The 5189-nt window shown below is 66.0% G+C and carries 5 protein-coding genes and 1 tRNA gene; 5 read left to right on the forward strand and 1 reads right to left on the reverse strand.

All coding sequences use genetic code 11. The features are described 5' to 3' along the window. The 3 genes from HC022_RS18710 to HC022_RS29350 all read left to right on the forward strand — a co-directional run. A partial coding sequence (locus HC022_RS18710; protein ID WP_254885175.1) for a GMC oxidoreductase occupies positions 1-206 on the forward strand: 206 nt, incomplete at its 5' end. Between the two features lie 1384 nt (positions 207-1590). Beyond that, a tRNA-Ser gene (locus HC022_RS18715) sits at positions 1591-1680 on the forward strand. Positions 1681-1791: 111 nt separating this feature from the next. Continuing rightward, positions 1792-2202, forward strand: a complete 411-nt coding sequence (locus HC022_RS29350) for an Arm DNA-binding domain-containing protein (RefSeq protein WP_368484698.1) — start codon at positions 1792-1794, stop codon at positions 2200-2202. 873 nt (positions 2203-3075) lie between these two features. On the opposite strand, the gene HC022_RS18725 is transcribed toward HC022_RS29350, so the two are convergent. After that, positions 3076-3831: an IclR family transcriptional regulator C-terminal domain-containing protein gene (locus tag HC022_RS18725; RefSeq protein WP_167453431.1), complete on the reverse strand. Its 756-nt coding sequence runs from the start codon at positions 3829-3831 to the stop codon at positions 3076-3078. Positions 3832-3958: 127 nt separating this feature from the next. Between HC022_RS18725 and HC022_RS18730 the strand changes: the two genes are divergently transcribed. Together HC022_RS18730 and HC022_RS18735 are read left to right on the forward strand one after the other, a co-directional pair. Next, the gene (locus tag HC022_RS18730) at positions 3959-4666 is read left to right on the forward strand and encodes a 3-oxoacid CoA-transferase subunit A (protein WP_167453432.1); all 708 of its coding nucleotides are present in this window, start codon (positions 3959-3961) and stop codon (positions 4664-4666) included. After that, the coding region (locus HC022_RS18735) for a 3-oxoacid CoA-transferase subunit B (protein WP_167453433.1) at positions 4663-5189 on the forward strand (527 nt) is incomplete at its 3' end. The genes HC022_RS18730 and HC022_RS18735, both read left to right, overlap by 4 nt.

Here is a 5189-nt window from a genome sequence, read left to right on the forward strand (position 1 = left end):
AGACCATCTACCACGCCGCCGGCACATGCTGGATGGGCGGCGACGCGGCCTCGGTGGTGGACCCGGAGCTGCGCCTGCGCGGGCTCGACGGGCTGCGGGTGGTGGACGCCTCGGTGATGCCGACGCAGGTCTCGGGCAACTCGCAGGCGGCAGTGTTCATGCTGGCCGAACGCGGCGCCGACCTGATCCTCGCCGGGGCGCGGTAGCGGCGCGTAGGTGGCTTTTCGCCGGGTTGCGGCGTGGGGCGCGGGTGGCGCAATATCCGTGGCGCGCCCCGAGACGCCCGGATTTGCCGAGATTTCCGTTCGAAAACGAGAACGCTTGAATTCGGTCTGTCAGGTAAGCGCCCTGAGGCAGACTTTTCCTTACGCCCTCGCGGAAATCCTGCAGTTCCAAGCCTGATACGGCAATTTTCCTGAGACACGAACCCTCCGTACGCCCGGATTCCGCGCACATCAAACCTTCAGTTTGAGAGCTTGCGGATCTTCGTTGATCTGCGCTGGTTCGCCGTTCCATGAAACACGGAAAGAGCAGAAGTGGGCCGGGCCCGGTCCTGAAAATCGCTCGCCAGACTTTCGGCCTCTGACGCGGCATCGCACGGCCGAGACGCGTTCGCCGTTCAACGAAAGGAAACCACCCACCAACATGGCGGCACACCGGTGCCGGAGCTGCCTTCCGTGTGCTGATCCGGAACGGCGGAGAACTGCCCGCGCCCGGATGCGCTCCGATGGAAGTCGCGAGACGGAGATCCCGGCGTTTCAGGCATCCGACCCTTGAGCACGCTCACGGTTCCACGGGGGGAGGACCCAGGACATGCAGGGCTTTCATCTTCTCGGTGCAGGGCTGCCCGCTCGCGGCCTTTGCCTGCGATCCGGTAAACGTAGTCTCCGAGCATGTTGATCCACTGCTGGCCATGTGTCCGGTTCTTCCGGATCGGCAGGCGCGCGACACAGAGCTGCCGTGCGACCTCCTCGACGCATGGCACCTCGTTGTCGCGATGGTATTTGGAGTTCAGCTTCCGCTTGGCGAGGGGCCGGTGCTCATGTGCCCGCTGCCGAGCGACGGCGAGGGGGATGATGTCAGCGCCGCCTGCTTCTCGGTCCGTTCAGTTGGCCTTGCCCTGGCGATTGGGCTGCGTCTTCGGCCCTGTCTTGCGATCTCCCACCGTCTCGCGCTTACGCCACGTCGCGACGGTCTTCGGGCTGACCCCGAGGTCCCGGCTCAGCGCCACGGCCGAAGCTTGCCCCTCTCAGGCTCATTCTTCGCATGACCCTGCCGGGCGGTGGAACGCTTTATTGCTGCCCGGATGGCGTGCGTGCCCTCTCATGGGTTGCCACGCAAACCACTGCCGGGTGACAGTGCCCGGCGCAGCCGTGAAGTATCTGTCCCAGAGGGCTTCCTTCCATTCCAGCGAATGGATCGCACTATCAAAGCGTGGGATCAAACGGCCAGGTCGTAGCGCCTGAGCCACCAAACGGAGTGCCGATTTCGATGCAAACGAAATGCCGGTTCGAACAGCCGCTGCGCCGCAACTCCAGCCGCCGAAATTTCGTCTTGTCACCCCTTCGCAACCCCGTTAGACGGGTCGACGGAGACGTGGCCGAGTGGTCGAAGGCACACCCCTGCTAAGGGTGCAGACGGGAAACCGTCTCGAGGGTTCGAATCCCTTCGTCTCCGCCACCCACCATTTTGGTCGATTGGCATCCAGTGCTGTTCTACCTTCTAAGATATTGAACTTACGCACCACGCCGCCTGGCTTCGATACTGATCGCCTCAATTCGCTTTTGCTCGGTGCTGTTCATTCAGTGGTATGAAACGAGGTATAGGCATGGCTACAGCACCGGGCGGCTGACGAGGAATCTCGTCCGATCGCCTGGTCCGGGCCGTCATGGTGATGGCAATGGACTCTACCTAATCGTTGATCCTTCCGGCGCACGACGTTGGATCGTGCGCGTGACGTTGAAGGTACAACGCAATCGCATGGGAAAGCCCCTGCGCACCGACTTCGGACTAGGTGGCGCGGATGTCGTCACATTAAACGTCGCCAGAGATCGAGCTCTCGAGTGTCGAAGGCTCGCACGGCAAGGGGTGGACCCCAAGTTCAACCAAGATGTCTTGGTACCCGGCTTCGAAGAAGTCGCCCGCACCGTTCACGTCGAGCGCCTCCCCACCTGGAAGAACCCCAAGCATGCCCAGCAGTAGATCAATACGCTGGCTGAGTAAGCTTTTCCGAAAATAGGCAGGATGCCGATTTCGGACATCGGGCAGCCCGAAGTCCTGCAGGTTCTGTCTCCCATCTGGACCGTCAAACATGAGACCGCTCGGCGCGTGGCTCAGCGGATGAGAGCTTTTCTTGATGTCGCCCGCTCACGGGGCCACCGTGAGGGCGAGACCCCCGTTACGGTCGTCATGGATGACCCTGACGAACTTGGAGCGCGAGTTGCTGAGCCGCGTCGAAGAGCTCGGGAAAGGCGTAATCGACTGAATGACCAGATTGGCCGAACAAGAAGATATGCTCGCGAAGTTGCAAAGGGACTTGCGCGCATAGTTGAGCGGCTTGGAAAGCTCATTGCAGGACGCGCCGCCCCCCGAAACGACGGAGGCCCAACCAGAGAAGCCCGTCCGTGGGTTCCTAAGACGCAGCAAGTGGCATTACCTCAGCGGCGCGACGCTGTCGCGTCTTCGCCGCCGACAGAGCGCAGGACAGGCGCGAGCAGCTCGCCATAGTCGGCCCCTAGGGCGACAGTCCACTCAGCGAACTCAACGACGTCCAGGCGCCGCTCACCACCTTCCACCGCCCTACAGGCGGCCGGCGGCATCAAGGCGCGGCCTTACCCTTACAGGCTCCTCGGCCTGCGGCCGGGTGATACGGTCGATGATCTGGCTGCACTTTTCGCTGAGCCGTCGGAGGCGCGGATGCGGCAGGCGGGGGTGCCTCGCACGGGGCGGCGGGCAGCGCGTCGATCTGGAGCGATTTCGACCCCGGCGCGTCGCTGCCATCCGTCCTGTGCCGCGCGGCGGCCTTCCTCTGGCTGGCCGCGGCGACGGATGCCGACCAGTAACGGAGGTGGCGGGTCAGAGCACTCGCCGCAGCCCCGCCTGTACCTTCTGCAGCGTCAGCAGGTAGTCGCGCACCAGCGTCTCGGCGCCGTCCTGCGTGGCGGCCATGCCGGTGTTGAGTGCCGCCACCGTCGCGCCGCGCGCGTCCAGCACCGGCACCGCGATCGAGCGCAGCCCGGTCTCGACCTCCTGATCGATCAGCGCGTAGCCCAGCCGCCCGACCTCGGCGATGCGGGCCAGCACCTCCACGGGGTCGGTGAGGCTGAAGGCGGTGCGCGGCGTCAGGTCCGAGCCCTCGACGATCGCGCGGGCCTCGGCCTCGGGCAGGGCGGCCAGCAGCACCCGGCCCATCGAGGTGCAATGCGCCGGCAGCCGCGAGCCCGGCATCAGCCCGATCGACATCACCCGCCGTTGCGCGGCGCGGGCAAGGTAGACGATCTCGGCCCCGTCAAGGATCGAGACGGAACAACTCTGGCCGATCTGTTCCGTCAACTGGTCGAGCCACGGCTGCACCACCTGGCTCAGCGGCAGCGAGGCCAGCGCCCCCATGCCCAGCCGCAGGGTGCGCGGCGTCAGGGTGAAGTACTTGCCGTCATACTCGGCGTAGCCCTCGGCGTGGAGCGTCAGCAGGCAGCGCCGGGCGGTGGCGCGGTCGAGCCCGGTGGCCGCCGCGACCTCCGAGACCGAGCGGCGCGGATGCTCGGCCCCGAAGCATTCGAGGACCCGCAACCCCTTGGCGAACGAGGCGATGGTGTCTGTCTTGTTCAACATGCGAACAGAACTCCGTGCGATGCGAACAAATGTCAAGATGCGCACGGATCGGCTGGCAACGCGCCGGGACGGGGCCTAGCACTTGGGGCAGCAGGCGCGCGGGCGCGCGCCATGAAGGAGGATTGTCATGGACAAGAGACTGGCCTCGCTCGCCGAGGCGGTGTCGCGCATCCCGGACGGCGCCACGGTGATGATCGGCGGCTTCGGCGGATCGGGCGCACCGATCGAGCTCATTCACGCGCTGATCGACCACGGGGCGAAGCACCTGACGGTGGTCAACAACAACGCCGGCAACGGCCACGTGGGCCTCGCCGCGCTGATCGAACAGGGGCAGGTGGACAAGCTGATCTGCTCGTTCCCGCGCAGCGCCGACCCGGTGGTCTTCACCGAAGCCTACCGCGCGGGCAGCATCGAGCTGGAGCTGGTGCCGCAGGGCACGCTGGCCGAGCGCATCCGGGCGGGCGGCGCGGGCATCCCCGCCTTCTACACGCCCACGAGCTACGGCACCGACCTCGCCAAGGGCAAGCCGGTCGCCGAGTTCGACGGCCGCTCCTACGTGCAGGAACGCTGGCTCAAGGCGGACTTCGCGCTGATCAAGGCCGAGGCCGGCGACCCGCACGGCAACCTGACCTACCGGATGGCGGCGCGGAATTTCAACCCGATCATGGCCACCGCCGCCGCCGTCACCATCGCGCAGGTGACCCGCGTGGTGGAGCTTGGCGGCATCGACCCCGAGCAGGTCGTGACGCCGGGGATCTTCGTCGACCACGTGGTCGAGATCGCCACCCCTGCACAGGAAGAGGCACTCAACCGGGCGGAGGTCGTCTACCCATGAGCGACATTCAGGACATCAAGCTGTCGAACGCCCAGATCGCCTGGCGCGCCGCGCAGGACATCGAGGACGGCGCCTACGTCAACCTCGGCATCGGCTTCCCCGAGATGGTCGCCCGCTTCCAGCCCGACGGCCGGCAGGCGATCTTCCACACCGAGAACGGCGTGCTCGACTTCGGCAAGGCGCCCGCGCCCGGCGAGGAAGACTGGGACTGCATCAACGCCGGCAAGAAGGCGATCACGATCAAGCCCGGGACCGCGTTCTTCCACCACGCCGACAGCTTCGCCATGGTGCGCGGCGGCCATCTCGACGTGGCCATCCTCGGGGCCTACGAGGTGGCGCAGAGCGGGGATCTCGCGAACTGGTCGACCGGCAAGGGCGGCGTTCCCGCGGTGGGCGGGGCGATGGACCTCGTCCACGGCGCCAGGCGCGTGGCGGTGTTGACCGACCACGTCACCAAGAAGGGCGAGCCCAAGCTCGTCGCGGAATGCACCCTGCCGCTCACCGGTGTCGGCTGCGTGACCCG

The organism is Salipiger sp. HF18, assembly GCF_011806505.1.
In the GTDB taxonomy this organism is placed as follows: Bacteria; Pseudomonadota; Alphaproteobacteria; order Rhodobacterales; family Rhodobacteraceae; genus Salipiger; species Salipiger thiooxidans.

Excerpts from the sequence above, each read along its gene's own strand:
- HC022_RS18725 (WP_167453431.1), bottom strand. The coding sequence starts at position 3,831 with ATGTTGAACAAGACAGACACCATCGCCTCGTTCGCCAAGGGGTTGCGG.
- HC022_RS18730 (WP_167453432.1), top strand. The coding sequence starts at position 3,959 with ATGGACAAGAGACTGGCCTCGCTCGCCGAGGCGGTGTCGCGCATCCCG.